Consider the following 18,919-nt stretch of genomic DNA (forward strand, 5'->3'; position numbering starts at 1 on the left):
ATGCGCACCTTGACCATGGTCCTGACGCTGTCGGCAATGGCACTGGCGCAGCCGGCTTCGGCTCAACTCGCCGATCCCCAGCCACAGGCCCCGCCGCCGGCCCAGGAGCCCGCCCCCGATCAGGCCCAACCCGGTCAGGATAATGCCGACCAGAGCGTCACCAACATTGTCGTGGTGGCGATCGAGGACCTGCCTTCGGAGGTGAAGGCGCAGGCCGAAGCCATAGTCACCAGGACGACTGCCAAGGAGCTGGCCAAGCTGCAGAGCTCGGTCGATGCCTCACCCGAGGCAACGTCGGTCCTGCGCGCCAACGGCCTCAACTCGACACAGGTCGTTGCCGCCAACATCGACGGTGACGGCACACTGACGTTGATCATCCAGATGACCGCATGACCGGCCGCGCGCGACCTGCGGTTCGGGTTATGGCGATCTCCACAAGAGCGACGCCGGGCCGCAGCACAGGAAAAAGGGAGTGCGGAGAACCAGTCTGGTCTCCGTCGCTCCCAGCAAGATCTCGAACCGGTGCGGTCCCGTGCATTGTGACACGGCTAATACATGAACACCGCTCTCAGCCAGGCAAGAATGCCTGCGCCCGGAGAGATCGCCGCGCGCACCCGCGACGCCGCCCAGCGTGCCGGCATGTTGGCGCCGACATGGCAATGGCAGACGACCTCATGCAGCTGCCAGTCGCTCATTTCGAAGAAGCGCTTGGCTTCGCCGTAAGTGTCGTCGTGCAAGCCTTGCGCGCGAAAGATCGGATCCGCGAAAGCGACGGCGATCGCCGATCCGTCGGTACGCATTCTTTCACGCATGTCGGGTGAGGTGTATTCGGTGCCTGCGAGCGCCGTGAGGCGGCTCGGACTTTGTTCGAGAAGTTGCGCCCAGCGCTCGAGGCGCTGACCGCGATTGGCGATGAGAGCCGGTGCTTCGGCTTGAACGTCGGCAACGGCGTTGATTTGGTCAAGGGTTTGGTGCTTCACGGCCGTCTCCTGTCTCGACAGATGATCACCCGCCCGCAATGGGAACTAAGGCGCCGACCGACGCCGGCAAGAGCCGAAACAGGCGCGCAGAATCATTTGATCGTTACTTGTCGCCGCCAGCGCGCGGCCAGATCGTGCTGGAACCATCCGCGGGCGCGACCGTTCTGCCAGCTTGCGCCGCCGATCGCTCCCGACGAAGCGTCTGAATGCGGCGATCACCTCCATCATTTCAGGTCGGGCATCATTTCAGGTCGGGCAGGACATCCCTCATGTTGGGATCGCAGCAGAGCTTGCCGAGGCACCGAGCGGAAGGAAAACGCGATGGCCATTCTCCCCAATCCGGACCCGTCTCCGACGCCGGTGCCCACGCCGCCGCCCATCCCTGAACCGAAGCCGATGCGCGAGCCGGATCCGGATCGGCTGCCCGACGAGGAGCCGATCCCAAATCCCGATGAGAATGACGCGCCGCCCAAGCATTCCGCAACAATGCAGCGCTGGCCTATCTCGCCGACCATGGCGATATCGCCAAGAAGTGGATGCGCGCCACGATCAAGGCGACCGAGTGGGCCGCCGAGCGTCCCGAAGAAGCCGCCGAGCCCCCGGCAACACAGCGACGGACGCCGAGTTCAACATATGGATCGACCCGCACGCCGCGCAGGTTGTGCTGCCGTCTGGTATCCCGATGACAATGTTCGGCCTCGATGTGACGCGCCATGCAACACTGACAAAGGCGCGGTTCGACCAGCTCGAGCGCGACGCCACCCCGATCATGAGAACGGCAATAGCCATGATGCGCCACTATGGCAGCGGCGACGCCAGCCTGCACGACCCTTGCGTGACCGCCTTCCTTATCGACCGCACCCTGTTCGAAGGCGCGGATGCGGTGATCGCCGTCGATTGCGATCAATCCGGCGCTTATGGCCGCACGTGGGCAAAGCTGGTTGAGAACGGCGCCGCCGATGGCCTGCCGGTTTGCCACGTGACAACCGAGGTGGACGACGAGCGGCTGTTCCAGCTCATCGACCAAAGGCTAAGGCTGCTATAGTTCCGGGCGCCGGCACGCAAAGGTGGCGATCGAGGCGGAAGAACCCTGGATCTCCAGACGGTAGCCCGCCTTGAGCCTCCGTCCCTATCATTTCGCAGATGCGCTGCCATCATCGACGTTGGGCAATTCAAGCGCGGAGCGCAGCAGGCCAACGTCCCGCTGGTAGAGCGTCGAATAGTCGATTGGCGCGAGCAGGTCGGTGCCAGGCTGGAAATCCGCGATGCGTTTGTTGAAGGGCACCGCACCGCAACCGGGAACCAGGCAGTCGTGCTTTCCTTTCGGACACTGGCTGAAGGAACAGAGCCGGCCGAGGTAGCGGTCACTTACGGGCTCGAACAGGAAGATGTCGAGTTGATTGCTGACGATACTGATGCCTACGCCCGCCTCGAACGCCTGCCGCAGCGCCGCGGCGCCGGCGCGGCGCAACTCGCCAAGCCGCTGCTGCGAATCGACCCAGACAGCCAAGTCGAGATCGCCACACTCGTGCCAGACCTCGATGCCTGCGCGACGGAACTCGCTGAATCTGGGGATCTCCTTCCAGAGCGGCTTCGCCACCGAGCCAATGACAGCAATCGCCTGTATCTCAGGGAATGCCATCCAGGCCTTCGCGACGACATCGGCCGCCATGCGGAACTCGTGCTGTCTTTTCAGAAGATAACGATTCTGGCTTTCGATCTCGGACCGCCGCATGGGTTCATCCCAAGAGCTTCATCAAGTTGCGTTTGCTCCTTAAGCGGAGCTGACCAGCGTATCGGGGCCTTTCGACCGCAGGTATTGTCGGATCCCTTCCGCGTCCGTCCCGGCGGTTTTCAGCATTCCGCGCCAAGGCGACCGCGACCATATGCTTGCAGAATCCCGTGTCCCCGAAGGCCGGGCAAGAACAGCTTCCCGCGATTTCGAAGTCTCGTCCGGTAACTTCCGTGCGGTATTCCTCGCTGCCGGCAACTTGCGCAAGCGCGCGCCAGCTGTCGATGGAGAGTATCTCCACATGGCCGTTGAGATGATAAGCTTCGCCGCGCGCAAATACCTTTTCGCCTGCGAGCTTGCGCAAGGCGGCGACGTCGAAGCGCCTCAGGCTCGAGTTCATTCTTCCCAGCACCGACTCTTCCATGACAGCCTGTAAGCGATCGTAGGCACCTGCCTCAACTCGTCAAGTACGTGGCTGGCTCGCCCTCACCCAAACCGCGCCGGCGTCCACGCCCCCCGGCCGACTCCACCACCGCCGCCACGAACATCACACCGCGATCGTGGCATGGCACCGGCGATCGCAGCACTTGCGCTCTTCGCCTTCGTCTATCACTGGAACAGCTATCTTTGGCCGCTCACCGTGCTGCAGGGCAATGCTGACGCCTATCCAATCGTCATCAGCCTGAGCCGGTTGCTCAGCTACAATCGCGGCGCCGTCAACACCGGCTTGGGTGATGGCCGGCGCCACGCTCGCCGTGCCGCCGCCACTGATCCTGTTCGCCTTCCTCCAGCGCTTCTTCGTCGATTCGACCGTCGGCTGGTGATCAAGGGCTAGCCTATGCGGCGTTCCGACGGCCAGCGCGCAACTCCGGTCAAGTGCGGAGCATTGTCATCGTGCCGCGTTGCGCCACGCGGATACGACATCCGGGATTGACGCTCATCCGCTCTCGCTGCAATGTCTATTAACCAGCTGTTAACCCTGCGGCGGCTGAGATCGGGGGCAATTTGGAACCGTTTCTGGACGCAAATCTCCTGAATTGGGATGATCGCGCCGAGTTGCACGCGACCGACAGAACGGGCAGCTACCGCATCGAGAATGTGCTGTCTGGTGGATCCAACCTCTATGAGCTGGAAACGCGCGAGGTTGGTGACATTTTCGGCAAGGACATCGTCCATCTGCAATGTCACATCGGGCTCGACACGATCAGCCTGAGGAATCTCGGCGCTGGCAGCGTGACGGGCCTGGATTTTTCACCAAAGGCAATCGCTGCGGCGCGAGATTTCGCCTCCAAGGCGGGCAGCGACGTCCGTTTCGTCGAAGCGCCGCTATACGAGGCTGTCGAAGCGCTCGACCGGACCTATGACATCGTCTACGTCACCTGGGGATCGGTGAACTGGCTCGACGATGTCTTCCGTTGGGCCCGAGTGGTAGCCGATCTTTTGCGGCCCGGCGGCCGGCTCTATATGGCCGAAGGCCATCCCTTGATGTTCCAGTGCAACCGCAAGGCTGCCGCGCTCGAGTTGAAGGACGATTGGCGAACGCCTATAGCGCGACCGCTCGTCTGGAACGAGAAGCTGACCTATACCGGCGACGAGCGCACCTTGAAGCATCCTCGCTACTACGAATGGATTCATCCGATCAGCGACGTGGTGAACGCCTTGATCGCTGCGGGGCTATCACTCGATTTCCTCAACGAGCACGACACAGTTTCCTGGCAGCACTTTTCATTCGCGGTAAGGGCCGGCAAGGATATGTACGGCCTTCCCGACAACGCTCCCAAGATTCCGATGGCCTATTCAATCGGGGCAACCAAGCGCGGTGTCGGGACGTATCGGGTCGTCCAGAAGAAGGTCGATAGCCACTAATGCATGTCGCCCAGAAGTGTACGCGGTTCTGGGACAACGACATGCATAAAAACAAGGACTTAAAGCGCGTCGCCTGAATCCGTTTCAGCGCGACGCGCTTTAATTTCGCATACGGCAAGTTCTGGTGCGTTCTGCGCGCACCAGTGTCCGACGGCGGAAAATTTTTAAAGATCGTGAAGGCTAAAATTAAGTTATTGCGAACTAATATTTCCTCGGCGAGGCTCGCTCCGAGAGCCTGAAAGCACAGGGAACCACGCTTTATTGGCTTTTTTCGCCGATATGTTCGCCCGCGTGAAGGGGGGCGTTTTTTCACCGGCGAGGATTCCGGTGGCGATCGCGGTTGCGGTTATTGCCGTTTGCGCGGTGTTCGCCGACCATCAAAACAAGATCGTTTCGGATCAGGTCGACCGCGCGGACGTCCTGGCCAAGGTCAATGTCGTTCGTGCCAAGCTCGAAGGGAAGATCAACGGCAACCTTCAGCTGGCGCGAGGACTGGTCGCGGCAGTCACGACCGAACCCTACATGGGACAGCAACGTTTCGCTGAGCTTGCCAGCAGACTGTTCAACGAAGAGTCCCAGCTTCGCAACATTGCCGGCGCGCCCGACCTGGTCATTTCCCTGATGTACCCGATGGCCGGCAACGAGAAAGCCATCGGCCTCGATTACCGCAAGAACGACCAGCAGCGTGCGGCGGCGCTGCGTGCGCGCGACGAGCGCAAGCTCATTCTCGCCGGCCCGGTCGATCTGGCGCAAGGAGGACAGGCGTTCATCGGCCGATTTCCGGTATTCGTTAAAAGCGCGGGCAACACCGAACGGTTCTGGGGCATCGTTTCCGCTGTCGTCGACGTGCAGCGCCTCTACCAGGCGAGCGGTCTTCTCGACAAGAATCTCGGGATCGACATCGCCCTCATCGGCAATGACGCCCTTGGTGAGAAAGGAATGCAGTTCTTCGGTAGCGAACGGGTCGTCAAAAGCGATCCGGTGATGGCCGACGTTCTTTTTCCATCAGGCTCCTGGCAGATCGCTGCTGTTCCCAAGGGCGGTTGGCCCGCCACACCCGCCAACGCCTGGCGGCTCCGGGCGATCATGGCGGCAGCAGCGGCGCTGATTTTGATTCCCTTCCTGGCAGCGGGCCGCCTGATCAATGAAAGACAGCGTAACTACTGGGAACTGAACCGGCTGTCGCGACGGCTGGAACTTGCTCTGGAGGCGTCGGCCATCGGAGTGTGGGAGCATGACCTCGAGACCAATCACCTCGCGTGGGACGATCGTGTCAACGAAATATACGGCAGAGAGGCCGATGGCGGGGAACGCGGATATCGGGACTGGGCCGGGGCGATTCATCCTGCCGATCTGCCGGGTGCGCTTGCAGACTTCGACAAGGCCGCGGCCGAGCGGGGCACATATTCATCGGAATACCGGATTGTCCGTCCGGACGGCGAAATTCGTCACGTCCGCTCCAGGGCGATCTTCTACCAGACCGCAAGCAATTCGCCGCGAATGGTCGGCGCGGAGTGGGACGTGACGGCAGACGTTTTGCTGAACACCGATCTGGTTCGCGCAAAACAGCTGACCGAGTCGAAAAATACGGAACTTGAATCTGCCAAGGCGCGCATAGAACACGTCGCCCTGCACGATTCGCTGACGGATTTGCCCAATCGGCGTTACCTGGACCAGGTACTGGAAGACTATGCGGCAAAGGCCAGGCTCAGCGGTGGCTACGCGGCGCTGCTTCACGTCGATCTGGACCGCTTCAAGCATATCAACGATACGCTCGGCCACGCGGCGGGCGACGCAATGCTGGTGCACGCATCATCCGTTCTCCAGTCCAATGTCGGCGACCGCGGTTTCGTCGCTCGGGTTGGAGGAGACGAATTCATCGTGCTCTGCACGGTGCATGACGATGTCGGCCAGGCGGCCGTGCTTGCCGACCGCATTATCGAACAGATGCGCAGACCCGTTTACTACCACGGCCACCAATGCCGTTTCGGCGTCAGCGTCGGAATTGCGATCGACAATGGTAAAGATGCCGATGCCAGGCAGTTGCTGGTGAACGCCGATATCGCGCTCTACCGGGCAAAGCGGCGGGGCCGCAACCGGCATGAATTCTTCAGTGGCGAGCTGCAAAGCGAAATCGTCAACACGAAGAGAATAGCCGACGAGATTCTGGCCGGTCTCGAGCGAAACGAATTCGTCGCATTCTACCAGCCTCAATTTGACGCGAAGACGCTGGAGATCGTGGGCGTTGAAGCGCTGGCGCGGTGGAAACATCCAGAGAGGGGAATTCTGGCGCCTGAGGTCTTCCTGAAGACTGCCGAAGAACTGAACGTCGTCTCGGTGATAGACCGGAAAGTCCTCCAGCAATCGCTACTGGATTTCGAAGCGTGGTCCGCCGAGAAGATTGGCATTCCGCGCGTGTCAGTCAACGTTTCGGCGCGGCGCCTGCAGGATGAGCAACTCCTGAAAAGCTTGCGGGACCTCAACATCAGGAAGGGAACCTTTTCCTTTGAGCTCGTCGAATCGATCTTCCTCGACGACAACGACGATCTGGTCACGTGGAACGTCGAGCAGATCAAGCAACTCGGCATCGACATCGAAATTGACGATTTTGGCACCGGCTATGCGTCCATTGTCAGTTTGCTCAAATTGCAACCGCGCCGCTTGAAGATAGATCGCCAGTTGGTGGATCCTATCGTGAACTCGCCGCAGCAAAGGCAAGTCGTCTCCTCGATCATCGAGATCGGCAAATCCCTGGGTATCGAAATTATTGCTGAAGGCGTGGAAACGATGAAGCACGCACGTCTGCTCAAGGGGCTAGGCTGCGACATATTGCAAGGCTACGCATTCGGGCGCGCGATGGATCCCGAAGGATTGAGGAGCTTTGTTCGTTCTCGTCGGTTGCGCGTCGCAAGTTGATCCTGTTCGAAATCTCCGGCCGCCATTCGCTTGCGGCGCGGTTCGCATGCCTCACCCGAACCTCGCCGCCGTCCACGCCCCACCCGCCGCGTTCGACTCCACCGCCGCCACCACGAACTTCACGCCGCGCGCGCCATCGACGACATCGGGCACCTGCGCCACGCGCCCCGCATCGACCGCTCCGCCCGAGCGATGCGCGCGGATGATGTCGGCGGCGTCGCGGTAGAAATTGGCGAAGGCCTCGATGTAACCCTCCGGATGCGCGGCCGGCATGCGTGACACGCGCCGAGCCTCCGCTGTCGAGCCATGGCCGCCGCGCACCAGCGTGCGCGTTTCCTCGCCATAGGGCGAGAAGCGCAGTTCCTCCGGCCGCGAGCCCGACCATTCGAGACCGGCCTTCTCGCCATAGATGCGCACCGAGAGATCGTTGTAGTGGCCGGGCGAGGTCTGGCTGGCGAGGATCGTGCCGCGCGCTCCGCCCGTCCAACGCAGCAAGACATGCGCGTTGTCGTCGAGCCGCCGCCCCGGCACGGCCGTGAAGAGATCGGCGGAAACCGCCTCGGCCTCGAAACCGGAGACGAAGCTTGCGAGGTTGAAGGCGTGAACGCCGATATCGGCGAGCACCGCCGATTGCCCGGCGCGCGCCGGGTCGGTGCGCCATTCCGCCTGCTTCTGGCCTTCGGCGTCGATCGGCTTGGTCAGCCAGTCCTGGATGTAGGCGCCGTGCGCGGACACGATGCGGCCAAGCTCGCCCGCCGCCACCATCTCGCGCGCCTGGCGCACCATGGCGTAGCCGGTATTGTTGAGCGTGACGACAAAGCGTCGCTTTCTCGCTTTGGTCAGCGCCACCAGCGCTTGCGCCTCGCCAAGCGTCGTAGACAGCGGCTTGTCGCAAATGACGTCGATGCCGGCTTCGAGGAAGGCGGTCGCGATCGGCGCATGCAGATGGTTGGGCGTGACGATGACCACCGCCTCGATGCCGTCCGGCCTTGCCGCTTCGGCTTTCGCCATGGCGTGGTAGTCGGCATAGCTGCGCTCGGGCGCGATGCCGATCTCGGCGGCGGAGGCCGCGGCATTGCCCGGATCGGAGGACAGCGCGCCCGCGACCAGCGCGATCTGGTCATCGAGCCGCATGGCCAGCCGATGCACGGCGCCGATGAAGGCATTGCGGCCGCCTCCGACCATGCCGACACGGAGACGTTGACGCGACATACCATCGGCGGTTGCATAGACCATGATTGCGATTATTCTCCCCAAGGTTCGCTGTAGAGGTCGGCGCCGGTATTTGCCGCAACGGACCACTATTGTTTTCGAATGATATTTCTATTTTTTGTTTTGTAAAACGATTGTGCCGCGTTAGCTTTTTGCACAGGTCCAGCTAGAGCATGATCCCGAAAAGTGGGAACCGGTTTTCGGAAAAGATCATGCTTCAGCAAGCGGGCCGCATCCGGAGGGTAGGGATCGGATGACGCTTCCGATGGTTGGGATCACAATGAGGCATATCCTATGAGCGACCATCACGGAGCGACCGACGAACCGTCTGCCCATAGCCTGGAGACGGCGGCGAGAAAGCGAAGCCGCTCGCTGGCGGCGCTGGGTTACACCAAGCCGCAAACCTACGAAGAATTGCGGGCGGTGCTTTCGTCAGGCACGGTGCATTTTCCGAAACGGCTTCGTCAGGTCGCGATCTTCCTCTGGCAGCATCCGAGCGAGGTAGCGCTGGGCACCATCGCGCAGGTGGCGGATCAGGCCGGCGTGCAGCCCTCGACGCTGGTGCGCTTCGCGCAGATCTTCGGCTATTCCGGCTTTTCCGATTTCCAGCTCCTGTTCAAGGACCGCATGAAAGGCTCCTGGCCGGATACGCAAGGCAGCCAGGAAAAGGCGGCGGAACCCAACGCACACCTGCATTTCCTCAACGGCCTGGTCGGCGCCTCGCAGGCCTCGCTCGGGCGCATCGGTAACACATTCGACATCGACAGTTTCGAGACGATGATCGACCATCTGGCGGCGGCGGAGCTGATCTATGTGATCGGCAGCAAGCGTGCCTTCCCCGTCACCACCTATCTGTCTCTTACACTTTCGCAGCAGGGCGTGCGCAATGTGCTGGTCGACAATGTCGGCTCGACCGCGCTCGACCAGGTCGGCTGCATAAGCCAGCGCGACGCGGTGCTTGCGGTCTCCTTCAGCCCTTACAATTCGATCACGCCCGACCTCGTCGCCGTCGCGCATGAGCGCAAGGCGCGCATCGTCACCATCACCGACAGCACCTTTTCGCCGCTGGTAAAACTCTCCGACACCTGGCTGGAAGTGGTCGAGCAGGACTTTGGTGGTTTCCGTTCGCTTGCCGCCTCGCTGGCCGTCGGCATGGCCTTGGTCCACGGCGTCGTCGCGCAGCGGACAGGCTGACCGGAGCAATTGACTATCGGGAACTGTCGTTCCATATTTGAAAAAATAGAAACTTTGTTCCGGGAGGAGGAATGGAGGTTCGTCTCGACGGAAAGGTGGTGCTGGTCACCGGCGCGACGCAAGGCATCGGCCGGGCGATCGCCGAGATCGCCGCGCGCTCGGGCGCTGCCGGACTGCTGATCACCGGCCGGGACCAGAAGCGCGGCGACGCTGCCGCTGCCGAGCTCTCGGCGATGGGCACTGCCGCCGCCTTCGCTGCTGCCGACCTCGGCGATCCCGAAGCCCCGCCGCGCCTGACACAAGCCTGCATCGAACGCTTCGGCCGCATCGACGGCCTGGTCAACGCCGCCGGTCTGACCGATCGCGCCTCTTTCATCGATGCCACGCTCGACGATTGGTCGTCGGTGTTTGCCGTCAACGCCCGCGCGCCCTTCTTCCTGATGCAGGCGGCGATCGCCGACATGAAGAAGCGCAGACAGGGCGGCGCCATCGTCAACATCCTGTCGATCAACGCGCATTGCGGCTCGCCGGACCTCGCCGTCTATTCCGCCACCAAGGGCGCACTGGCGACGCTGACCAAGAACGCCGCCAATGCGCATCGCTTCGACCGCATCCGTGTCAACGGCATCAATGTCGGCTGGACCGACACGCCGGCCGAACGCACCATGCAGGCCGACACGCTCGGTCAGGGTCCGGGCTGGCTTGACGCGGCCAATGCGATGCAACCCTTCGGCCGGTTGTTCTCCGTTATCGACATAGCCAACCTTGCCGTCTTCCTGCTTTCCGACGCGGCCGGTCCGATGACCGGCACGCTGGTCGACCAGGAGCAATGGGTGATCGGGGCCAACCGGTGAGCGCGTCGCCGCCCGAAAGCCTCGGCCCTGCCCTGCTCGGCCGCCTGCCGTCCGAGGTCCGCGAGCCGGCTTACGATCGCGCCGCGCTGAAGCCCGGGATCGCTCATATCGGCGTCGGCGCCTTCCACCGCTGCCATCAGGCCGAATACACCGACGACCTCCTGGCAATCCGTTTCGACCGCTGGGGACTGGTCGGCATCAACATACGGCCGCCTCTGCTTGCCGGGACGCTTGGGCAACAGAGCGGCCTCTACACGCGCCTCATCCGCCAGAACGACGAGATGGAGCCCCGCGTCATCGGCAGCATCGTCCGCATCGTCGACAGTCAGGACAGTGCGGCGCCGGCGCTGGACGTGCTCGCCTCGCCTGACATCGAGATGGTCACGATGACGGTGACCGAGAAGGGCTATTGCCACATCCCGTCGAGCGGCGCGCTCGACCTCGACCATCGCGACATCGCGCACGATCTCGCCAATCCGGAGACGCCACGCAGCGTGCCCGGCATTCTGGCAAGGGCGCTGGAACTGCGCATGGCTTCGCATGGCCGGCCGGTGACGCTGCTGTCCTGCGACAACATCCCGGCCAACGGCATCATCCTCGGCAATGTCGTGCGGGCATTCGTCGAACGGCGCGGCAGGAAGCTGGCGGACTGGATCGAAGCCAATGTCGCCTTCCCTTCGGCCATGGTCGACCGTATCGCCCCGGCGACGACCGCGGCCGACATCGATACGGTCGAGAAGGGCTTCGGCTACCATGACGGCGCCGTCGTCGTCGGCGAGCGCTTCCGCCAATGGGTGATCGAGAACCGCTTCGCCGGCCGCGTGCCACGCTGGGATCGCGTCGGCGCCAGTTTCGTCGATGACGTCACGCCGTTCGAGCATCTCAAGATGCGGGTGCTGAACGGCGCCCAGACGACGCTCTCCTATCTCGGCGTTTTGGGCCGCTTCGAGCACACTTCGGATGCTATCGCCGACCCGCTTCTGGCTCGTTTCGTCCACCGCATGCTGACCGAGGAGACGCTGCCGACGCTGATGAGTGTGCCCGGCATGGCGCCGGCGGCCTATCTCGAGCAGAGCCTTTCGCGCCTCACCAACACGGCGATCCGCCACCGCAACCACCAGATCGCCACCGACGGCTCGCAGAAGATCGTGCAGCGTCTGCTCAACCCGATCCGCGACCGCCTGGCGAAGGGCGAGAGCATCGCGCTCCTCTCGGTGCCTGTTGCCGGCTGGATGGCCTATCTGATCAAGGCTTCCGCGCGTTTCGGCCGCGCCTGGCAGGTGTCCGACCCCTTTGCCGAAAGGGTCGCAGCCATCGCCGACCGCGTGGGTTTGAACAGCAAGACGCTCGCCGATGCGATCCTAGCAATCGAGGCCATCTTCGACCCGACACTCGCTGCCAACGCGACATTCCGAGCGCATGTCGTCGCCGGTCTCGATGGCCTGCTCTCGAACGATCCGATGGGCTTTGTCAGACAAGTATGCGCTGAGCCGGCAGATGCGCGGTTGAAGCAGCCTGCGCGATCTGCATAGTTAGGAACTGGGAGGGATCATGAAGCTTGGACTGCTGACAGCACCGTTTCCGGATACGCCGCTCGGCGAAATCGTCGACTGGGCGCGCTCGGTCGGCTTCGAAGCGTTGGAAATCGCCTGCTGGCCTAAGACGTCCGGGGCAAGCCGTCGCTATGCCGGCACCAGCCACATCGACGTGGATGTCCCGGCCGCAAAGGCCAAGGACATCGCCGCCGAGCTTGCCGGCAGAGGCGTAACCATCTCCGGCCTCGGCTTCTACCCCAACCCCTTGCATCCCGACCGGGCGCATCGCGAGGCGGTGATCGATCATCTGAAGAAGGTGATCGTGCTGGCGAGCAACATGGATGTGCCGCTGGTCAACACTTTCTGCGGCGGCGACGCCTCGAAGACCGTCGACGCAAACTGGGAAGACGCGCGGAAAGTCTGGCCGGCGATCATCGCCCATGCCCGCGAGCATGGCGTGAAGCTCGCTTTCGAGAACTGCCCGATGATCTTCAGCTATGACGAATGGCCGGGCGGGCACAACATCGCCTACTCGCCCTATGTCTGGCGCCGCATCCTGGAAGCCTGGGGCGGCGATGTCGGCATGAACTTCGATCCCTCGCATCTCGTCTGGCAGATGATCGACAAGGAGCGCTTCATCCGCGAGTTCGGCAAGAACATGCTGCATGTGCATGCCAAGGACCTGATGATTGATCATGATGGTTTGTATGAGCGCGGAATCCTTTCGGCTGGCATAGGCTGGCAGGTGCCGCGCATGCCGGGGCTTGGGGACATCGACTGGAGCAGGATTTTTTCCGGCCTTTACCGGGCCGGATATGACGGACCGGTCATCATCGAGCATGAGGACCGGCGCTTCGAGGGGACGGATGAAAAGGTCAAGCGCGGCTTCCTGCTTGCCCGCGACGTGCTGCGCCCCTTCATCAAATGACGAAAAGCTTGGCTCCGATCGCGTCGGCGCCCTGAGACAGAACTGAAAAATCAAATGTGGAGGAGTACTGAAATGAAAAAACATCTGACCGTGGCTTCGCTATTTGCGGGCGCCGCCTTGCTTGCTTCGGTGGGCGCCTCTGTCGCTGCCGGCAAGTACACGATCGGCATTTCCAACACCGTGCAGGGCAATGGCTGGCGCGAGGAGATGGTCTGCGCGATGAAGGCGCAGGCGCTCGCTTCCGGCGAAGTGGCGAAGTTGAACATCGCCCACCGCAACACCGACGCCGCCGGCCAGCTCGAGGATATCCGCAACCTGATCAGCGCCAAGGTCGACGCCATCGTCGTTAATCCAGCCGATCCGGCCGGCATCAAGGCCGGCCTCGAGGAAGCGACCAAGGCCGGCATCGTCGTCGTTGCCGTCGACCAGGCGGTGACCGAGCCGTCCGCCTACATCATTTCCAACAACCAGGAACAATATGCCTATCTCGGCGCCAAGTGGCTGTTCCAGCAGATGGGTGGCAAGGGCGAGGTGTTTTACATGCGCGGCGCCGCTGGCGCATCGGCCGACAGCGATCGCGACAAGGGCTTCAAGAAGGCGCTGGCCGAATTCCCTGACGTGAAGGTCGCGCAGGAAGTGTTCACCGGCTGGCAGCAGGATCAGGCCAAGCAGCAGATCCTGTCCTTCCTCGCCACCGGCACGCCGATCAACGGCATCTGGACTTCCGGAATCGACAACGTCATCGTCGATGCGCTGGTCGAACAGCAGGCGCCCATGGTGCCGGTCGTCGGCGCCGACAATGCCGGCTTCGTCGGCCAGTTGAACACGGTCAAGGGTCTGGTCGGCGCCGCCGTCACCAACCCCGGCTCGATTGGCGGCGCTGGCGTGACGCTCGCCCTGCAGATCCTCGACGGCAAGAAGCCGGCACAGCAGACCGTTCTGGTCGACCCTCAGCTGTGGGACAACGCCACCGACGGGGGCAAGGCCAAGCTGAAAGCGGCCGCCGACCCGTCGCTCAGCCCGGAATGGCCGGTCTCGATCTCGATCCCGAACTGGACCACCTACACCAAGGACCAGATCGTCGCCTGCAAGGGGCCCGGCGAATAAGGGATGAGACGCCCTTCTGCCTTCTCCCCTTGTGGGAGAAGGTGGATCGGCGCGACAGCGCCGAGACGGATGAGGGGTGTTCCAGCGGAGTGAGACGTCAGTGTTCCCTGGAACACCCCTCATCCGTCGCCTTCGGCGACACCTTCTCCCACCAGGGGAGAAGGGGAAGTCACTGCTTCAACCGCCTGCATTAGTTCTGGAACGGGAACCACACGATTTGACAACAAACCCGTTGCCGCAACGCCCTCTCCTCGATGCCACCGGCGTGGCGAAGAATTATGGCGCGGTGGCAGCGCTGCGCAACGCATCGCTGTCCGTATTGCCTGGCGAAGTTCATGCGCTGATGGGCGCCAACGGCGCCGGAAAATCGACGCTGGTGAAGATCCTGACCGGGGCGATCAAGGCGGATGCCGGCCGGATCCTGATCCGCGGCAAGCAGCTTGATGTCCGCTCGCCGGCCGCCGCCCGGCGCGCCGGCCTGCTGCCGGTCTACCAGGAACCGGCACTGATCCCCGATCTCGATGTATTTTCCAATCTGCGGCTGACCGGCACGCCGGTCGAGCCCTTCCGCGCCTGGGTGCGCGAGCTCGGCATTCCGAACCTCGACATCCGCGATACCGCGCGCGACATCCCTTTAGCCATCCTGCGCGTGCTCGACCTGGCGCGCGCGCTCGCCGTCGAGCCCGACGTGCTTTTGCTCGACGAGATGACCGCCGCACTTCCCGCAAACCTCGCCGAGAAGGTGCTCGAAGTCGTGCGCCGCCAAGGCGACGCCGGCCGCTCCGTCATCTTCATTTCGCACCGTTTCGTCGAGATTTCCGCGCTCTGCGACCGCGCCACCGTTCTGCGCGACGGCTCCACGGTCGGTGTCGTCGACATCGAACCGGGCATCGAGGAAAGGATCGTCGAGATGATGCTCGGCACCCGCATCGACAAGACACGTGTCGCCGCGCGCGCGGCAGGCGATGTGGCGGCCGCCGTCGGCAGCCGACCGCGACTGTCGGTCCGCAACCTGCAGCTCGGCACCAAGCTCAACGACGTCTCCTTCGATCTCGCCAATGGCGAAGTCGTCGGCGTGTTTGCGCTCGAGGGACAGGGCCAGGACGAGCTCTTCGCCGCCCTCGCCGGCTCGATTCGTCCGACAGGCGGCGCCATCGACGTCGATGGCGCGCCGGTGAAATTCTCGCATCCGAGCGATGCCATCCAGGCCGGCATCGCCTATGTGCCGGGCGATCGCGCCGAGGCTCTAGCCATGCAGCGCTCGGTGCGTGAGAACATCGCGCTCCCCTTCAGCGCCGCGCTTCGCAAATGGGGCCCGATCCGCATGCGGCGCGAGCAGGTGGTGGTTTCCAGCGCCATCGGCAGATTGCAGATCGACACACGCGCACAGGGCGAAGTGCAGCGCCTTTCCGGCGGCAACCAGCAGAAGGTGACCATTGCCCGCTGGATCGCGGCGAACGCCCGCACCATCCTTTGCTTCGACCCGACGCGCGGCATCGATGTCGGCACCAAGCAGGAGATCTACAAGCTGCTGCGCGAGCTCGCCGGCCAGGGCAAATCGGTGCTGTTCTATACATCCGAAATGGAGGAGGTGCAGCGTGTCTGCGACCGCGTCATCGTCATCTTCGGCGGCCGCGTCGTCGACACCTTCCCGGTCGAGCTTGCCGACGAGCCTGCGCTGATGCGGGCTGCCTACGGCCTGCCGCGCGGCGCCAGGGCGGATGTCGGTATCCTTGCCGAGGTGAAACCCGGTTCCAATGCCGAGGCGGCATCATGAGCCGCTTCTTGCGCAACCAGGGCTGGGTCGCCGGCCTGTTCGCCCTGCTGATCTTTCTCTTCGTCGTCACCAAGCTGATCCAGCCGGGCTATGGCAGCGGCGACTTCGGCTCGCTCGCACGGGCTGTTTTGCCCTACGCTTTCGCCGTCGCCGCCCAGACCGTCGTCGTCATCGCCGGCGGCATCGACCTTTCGGTCGCCGCCATGATGGCGTTGACCAGCGTGACGGCAGCCTCGATGATGAACGGCGCCAGCGAGGACTATGCGCTGTTCGTCGTGCCGTTCGTGCTGGCCATGGGGTTCGTGCTCGGCGCATTGAACGGCATCCTTATTGTCGTCACCCGCGTGCCGGACATCGTGGTCACGCTTGCGACCCTGTTCGTGCTGCAGGGCGCGGCGCTGCTTGTGCTCGGCGCTCCCGGCGGCGCCGCCGCCGAATGGCTGAAGGCGATGATCTCGGGCACGGTGCCGATACCGGGCGTCCCCGAGACCATCGATGCCTGGCTGCCCAAGGCACTGCTGGTGCTGATTGTCTGCCTCTGCATCATCTGGATACCGCTTCGGCGCTCACGCCTTGGCCTGTCCATCTACGCCATTGGCTCGAGCGAGCTGGCCGCCTTCCGCAGCGGCGTGCCGGTGATGCGCACCAGGATCATCGCCTATGCGCTGTCGGGCCTGTTCGCAGCCATGGGCGGGCTGGCGCTGACGATGAGCACGGGCATCGGCGCGCCGATCCCCGGTCCCTATCTGCTTGCCAGCGTCGCGGCGGTGGTGCTGGGCGGTGTGGCGCTCGGCGGCGGCAAGGGCGGCCTGCTCGGGCCGATCATCGCCGTCTTCGTGCTCAGGCTGGTGCGCACCGACCTGACGCTTTTAGCCATCGATCCGAACGTCACCGCGATCATCGAAGGCCTGATCATGGTTGCGGTCGTGATGTTCGGCGCCTTCATCACCATCCGCGGCCGTCCGGTGGGAGCAACGCCATGACCGACATCGCGACCTTGCCCCAGCCGGTCTCGTTCGGCCGCCGCATCAAACGCTTCATGGCCGATCGGCCGCTCATTCCGCTGATCATTCTGCTGATCATTCTCGTGGTGATCCTGCAGGTTCTGCGCCCCGGCATCGTCAACGAGCGCTGGCTCGCCAACACGGCGAAATTCGCGATCCCGCTGGCGATCCTCGCCGGCTGCCAGACCATGACGATGCTGACCGGCGGCATCGATCTCTCCGTCAGCACGGTGGCGACGATGAGCGCCTTCATCATGGCGACCCAGATCGTCAACCAGGATCCGACGGTGGCTTTCCTGCTGGCCATGCTGCCCGCGGTGCTGATCGGCCTCGTCAACGGCATCGGCGTCGGCGTCTTCCGGGTGCACCCGCTGATCATGACGCTCGGCACCAGCCTGATCGGCACCGGCTTCCTGCAGGTCTATCAGCGCACCGTGATCGCTTCGGGCGCAAAGATCCCGGATTTCCTCAACTGGCTGGGCACCGGCGTCACCTACGGCTTTCCCAACGCGCTTCTCCTGTTCGTGCCGGTCGCTGTGCTGATCGTCTTCACGCTCAACCGCACCGGCTTCGGCCGCCTGCTCTACGCCGTCGGCGACAACGAACGCGCGGCGCGTCTGTCCGGCGTCCGCTACTGGCAGGTGATCACCGCGCTCTACATCGTCTCCAGCCTGCTCGCCGGCATCACGGGCCTGCTCTATATCGGCCTGATCAAGGCACCCTCGCTGTCGCTCGCCGAGCCGCTGGTGCTGCCTTCGGTGGCTGCCGCCGTTATCGGCGGCACCTCGATCTTCGGCGGCCGCGGCGGCTACATGGGCACCATCATCGGCGCGCTGATTCTGACCGTGCTGACCACACTGCTCACCATCCTGCAGATGCCCGAAGGCGGCCGCCGCATCCTGTTCGGCTTCATCGTGCTGTTCGTGACGGCGGCGTATTTGCGGATCGTCGAGGACAGGTAGAACCGGCGAACGTGGCCGAGACAGGTTCGGCTCACTCCGCCGCCTGCAAGCACGGACTGCGACGCTATCGCGCCCCCGCATGCGTTGCTGGCAGGCGGAGGGAACACTATAGGTGTTGCATCGTGCGCGAAGACATTCACACGGCGGGCGTCCCGGTGCTCTGCGTTTCATGCGAGGCGCGGCATCGTGGCATATGCGGCGCGCTCAACTCTGAGCAGCTTGTCGCCCTTGCCAGATCGACGAAACGGTACAAGGCCGAGGCCGGCAAGGAACTGATGGGCGATTCCAGGAGCGTCGAGCGCTTCTCGAACGTGCTTTCGGGCGTCGTGAAACTAACCAAGACGCTTTCCGACGGCCGCCAGCAGATCGTCGGCCTGCAATTCGCACCCGATTTCCTCGGCAGGCCCTTCCAGAGCGAGAGCACGCTCTCCGCCGAGGCCGCGACCGACGTCGAATTGTGTTCGTTCCCACGCCAGGCGCTGGAGCGCATGATAAAGGAGCAGCCTGATCTCGAGCATCGCCTGCTCGAACAGAAGCTGCGCGAGCTCGATCAGGCGCGCGACTGGATGGTGGCGCTCGGCCGCAAGACGGCCTCCGAGAAGATCGCGAGCTTCCTTTTGATGATCGTGCGCAACATCGATCCCGCCGCCGGGCCGGAGCGGCGCGGCGCCGCTTTCGACCTGCCGCTGTCGCGCGCGGAGATCGCGGATTTCCTGGGTCTCACCGTGGAGACGGTGAGCCGGCAGATCACCCGCCTGCGGAGCGAGAATGTCATCCGCATCGAGAACAACCGCCACGTCATCGTCGACGACATCGAGCGCTTGGCTGCGCGCGCCGGGGATTGATCCCCTT

General features: G+C 63.3%; 18 protein-coding genes. 14 read left to right on the forward strand and 4 right to left on the reverse strand.

Features of this window, described 5'->3' with window-relative positions; genetic code table 11:
* Nucleotides 1–393 carry a hypothetical protein gene (locus ACWGS9_RS11355; protein WP_454505326.1) on the forward strand — a complete coding sequence of 131 codons (393 nt, stop codon included), beginning with the start codon at nt 1–3 and terminating at the stop codon, nt 391–393.
* Nucleotides 394–548: 155 nt separating this feature from the next.
* Here the strand turns inward: ACWGS9_RS11355 and ACWGS9_RS11360 are convergent, their stop codons facing one another.
* Nucleotides 549–980, reverse strand: a complete 432-nt coding sequence (locus ACWGS9_RS11360) for a hypothetical protein (RefSeq protein WP_454505327.1) — start codon at nt 978–980, stop codon at nt 549–551.
* Between the two features lie 532 nt (nt 981–1,512).
* On the opposite strand from ACWGS9_RS11360, the gene ACWGS9_RS11365 reads away from it, so the two are divergent.
* A complete protein-coding gene (locus ACWGS9_RS11365; RefSeq protein WP_454505328.1) occupies nt 1,513–2,025 on the forward strand; it encodes a nucleoside hydrolase in 513 nt (170 codons plus the stop codon).
* A gap of 87 nt (nt 2,026–2,112) precedes the next feature.
* On the opposite strand, the gene ACWGS9_RS11370 is transcribed toward ACWGS9_RS11365, so the two are convergent.
* Complete coding sequence (locus ACWGS9_RS11370; protein ID WP_454505329.1) at nt 2,113–2,715, reverse strand: hypothetical protein; 603 nt, start codon at nt 2,713–2,715, stop codon at nt 2,113–2,115.
* Between the two features lie 4 nt (nt 2,716–2,719).
* A complete protein-coding gene (locus ACWGS9_RS11375) occupies nt 2,720–3,136 on the reverse strand; it encodes an SWIM zinc finger family protein (protein WP_454505330.1) in 417 nt (138 codons plus the stop codon).
* 141 nt (nt 3,137–3,277) lie between these two features.
* Between ACWGS9_RS11375 and ACWGS9_RS11380 the strand changes: the two genes are divergently transcribed.
* The 3 genes from ACWGS9_RS11380 (at nt 3,278) to ACWGS9_RS11390 (ending at nt 7,494) form a co-directional block, all read left to right on the forward strand.
* Complete coding sequence (locus ACWGS9_RS11380) at nt 3,278–3,547, forward strand: hypothetical protein (RefSeq protein ID WP_454505331.1); 270 nt, start codon at nt 3,278–3,280, stop codon at nt 3,545–3,547.
* Nucleotides 3,548–3,717: 170 nt separating this feature from the next.
* Nucleotides 3,718–4,578 (forward strand): class I SAM-dependent methyltransferase, encoded by an 861-nt coding sequence (locus ACWGS9_RS11385; RefSeq protein ID WP_454505332.1) that lies wholly within the window; start codon nt 3,718–3,720, stop codon nt 4,576–4,578.
* A gap of 279 nt (nt 4,579–4,857) precedes the next feature.
* Complete coding sequence (locus ACWGS9_RS11390; protein ID WP_454505395.1) at nt 4,858–7,494, forward strand: bifunctional diguanylate cyclase/phosphodiesterase; 2,637 nt, start codon at nt 4,858–4,860, stop codon at nt 7,492–7,494.
* Nucleotides 7,495–7,545: 51 nt separating this feature from the next.
* Here the strand turns inward: ACWGS9_RS11390 and ACWGS9_RS11395 are convergent, their stop codons facing one another.
* Nucleotides 7,546–8,730, reverse strand: a complete 1,185-nt coding sequence (locus tag ACWGS9_RS11395; RefSeq protein WP_454505333.1) for a Gfo/Idh/MocA family protein — start codon at nt 8,728–8,730, stop codon at nt 7,546–7,548.
* A gap of 270 nt (nt 8,731–9,000) precedes the next feature.
* Between ACWGS9_RS11395 and ACWGS9_RS11400 the strand changes: the two genes are divergently transcribed.
* The 9 genes from ACWGS9_RS11400 (at nt 9,001) to ACWGS9_RS11440 (ending at nt 18,912) form a co-directional block, all read left to right on the forward strand.
* Nucleotides 9,001–9,900, forward strand: a complete 900-nt coding sequence (locus ACWGS9_RS11400) for a MurR/RpiR family transcriptional regulator (RefSeq protein ID WP_454505334.1) — start codon at nt 9,001–9,003, stop codon at nt 9,898–9,900.
* Between the two features lie 71 nt (nt 9,901–9,971).
* Nucleotides 9,972–10,754: an SDR family oxidoreductase gene (locus ACWGS9_RS11405; protein WP_454505335.1), complete on the forward strand. Its 783-nt coding sequence runs from the start codon at nt 9,972–9,974 to the stop codon at nt 10,752–10,754.
* Nucleotides 10,751–12,286 carry a mannitol dehydrogenase family protein gene (locus ACWGS9_RS11410; RefSeq protein WP_454505336.1) on the forward strand — a complete coding sequence of 512 codons (1,536 nt, stop codon included), beginning with the start codon at nt 10,751–10,753 and terminating at the stop codon, nt 12,284–12,286. Before ACWGS9_RS11405 ends, ACWGS9_RS11410 begins: the two co-directional genes overlap by 4 nt.
* 19 nt (nt 12,287–12,305) lie before the next feature.
* Nucleotides 12,306–13,217: a sugar phosphate isomerase/epimerase family protein gene (locus ACWGS9_RS11415; protein WP_454505337.1), complete on the forward strand. Its 912-nt coding sequence runs from the start codon at nt 12,306–12,308 to the stop codon at nt 13,215–13,217.
* 72 nt (nt 13,218–13,289) lie between these two features.
* On the forward strand, nt 13,290–14,324 hold the full coding sequence (locus ACWGS9_RS11420; protein ID WP_454505338.1) for an ABC transporter substrate-binding protein: 1,035 nt from the start codon (nt 13,290–13,292) through the stop codon (nt 14,322–14,324).
* A 232-nt stretch (nt 14,325–14,556) separates the two neighbouring features.
* On the forward strand, nt 14,557–16,101 hold the full coding sequence (locus ACWGS9_RS11425; RefSeq protein WP_454505396.1) for a sugar ABC transporter ATP-binding protein: 1,545 nt from the start codon (nt 14,557–14,559) through the stop codon (nt 16,099–16,101).
* Nucleotides 16,098–17,084, forward strand: coding sequence for an ABC transporter permease (locus ACWGS9_RS11430; protein ID WP_454505339.1), 987 nt, complete (start codon nt 16,098–16,100; stop codon nt 17,082–17,084). The genes ACWGS9_RS11425 and ACWGS9_RS11430 overlap by 4 nt, the downstream gene beginning before the upstream one ends.
* Complete coding sequence (locus ACWGS9_RS11435) at nt 17,081–18,067, forward strand: ABC transporter permease (RefSeq protein WP_454505340.1); 987 nt, start codon at nt 17,081–17,083, stop codon at nt 18,065–18,067. The genes ACWGS9_RS11430 and ACWGS9_RS11435 overlap by 4 nt, the downstream gene beginning before the upstream one ends.
* Nucleotides 18,068–18,189: 122 nt before the next feature.
* Entirely contained in the window at nt 18,190–18,912 is a 723-nt protein-coding gene (locus ACWGS9_RS11440; RefSeq protein ID WP_454505341.1) for a Crp/Fnr family transcriptional regulator, read from the forward strand.
* Nucleotides 18,913–18,919 lie beyond the last annotated feature (7 nt).

It is taken from the genome of Mesorhizobium sp. Arg314 (genome assembly GCF_053714275.1).